This window comes from Bradyrhizobium sp. SHOUNA76 (assembly GCF_023006445.1).
Taxonomy (GTDB): domain Bacteria; phylum Pseudomonadota; class Alphaproteobacteria; order Rhizobiales; family Xanthobacteraceae; genus Bradyrhizobium.
On the sequence record NZ_JALBHA010000913.1, the window covers coordinates 1 to 1,219 of the forward strand.

At 68.1% G+C, this 1,219-nt stretch carries 2 protein-coding genes; both read left to right on the forward strand.

Annotation, left to right across the window (positions count from 1 at the left end; genetic code table 11):
* A partial coding sequence (locus tag MOV74_RS38520; RefSeq protein WP_246932779.1) for a glycosyltransferase occupies positions 1-622 on the forward strand: 622 nt, incomplete at its 5' end.
* A 62-nt stretch (positions 623-684) separates the two neighbouring features.
* Positions 685-1,219, forward strand: a 535-nt coding sequence (locus tag MOV74_RS38525) for a pyridoxal-phosphate dependent enzyme (RefSeq protein WP_246932781.1), incomplete at its 3' end; no start/stop codon positions are given.

A 1,219-nucleotide genomic window follows, 5' to 3' on the forward strand; every position in this document is an offset into this window, starting at 1 on the left:
GGCGCTGGCCCGCGAGCTGACCGAGCGCGGTTTTGACAATGTCGTGCTGTGGCCGCGCGGCGTCGACACCGGCCTGTTCCATCCCCGCGCCGTCGATCTCTGCCTGCCGGCCCCCGTGTTCCTGTCGGTCGGCCGCGTCGCGGTGGAGAAGAATCTCGAGGCCTTTCTCGACCTCGATCTGCCCGGCACCAAGGTGATCGTCGGCGACGGCCCGGCGCGTGTCGCGCTGGAAGAGACCTATCCCGATGCGATTTTCCTCGGCGAGAAGCACGGCGAGGAACTGGCGGACATCTATGCGGCCGCCGACGTGTTCGTATTCCCCAGCAAGACCGATACGTTCGGTCTCGTCCTGCTGGAGGCGCTCGCGAGCGGCCTGCCGGTTGCGGCCTTCCCGGTGAAGGGCCCCCGCGACGTGATCGGCGATGCCCCGGTCGGCGCACTCGATCACGATCTGCGCAGCGCCTGCTTCGCGGCGCTCGATGCCTCCCGGCAGGATTGTGTCGCGTTCGCTGCCAATTACACCTGGGAGGCCTCGGCGCGGGTCTTCATCGACAGTATTTTGGGGGTCGGCGCGGTGCTGCCGGGTCGGACCGGCGCGGAACAGCCCCGCCGGGTCGCCTGAGCGGGCAAATCCTCGCGCGCAGGTGTCTTGCCCGGGCCTCATCGGCCGCGATAAGCTCGGACATGACCGAACAGCTCCTCCCGATCGGCCCTGCCGACATCGATGCTGCGGCGCGCGTGATCGCGCCCTACGCCATCCGCACCCCGCTATTGTCCTTTCCCGTGCTCAACGAGCGCGTCGGTGCGAAGGTATTTTTGAAGCCGGAGATGCTCCAGCGCACCGGCTCCTTCAAGTTCCGCGGTGCCTTCAACAAGGTGTTCTCGATCCCGCAGGACAAGCGCGCCGGCGGCGTCGTCGCGTTCTCGTCCGGCAACCACGCCCAAGGCGTGGCGGCGGCGGCGAAGATCCTTGACATGCAGGCGACCATCGTGATGCCTGCGGATGCGCCGCTGTCCAAGCGCGAGCGCACCAAGTCGTACGGCGCTGAGGTCGTGCTGTACGACCGCGACAAGGACGACCGCGAGGCGATCTCGCGCGGCATCGCCGAGAAGCGCGGCGCGACGCTGGTCAGGCCTTACGACGATCCATTCGTGATCGCGGGGCAGGGCACCGCCGGCCGCGAGATCGCGGAAGACATGGCAACGCTCGGCCTCAGCC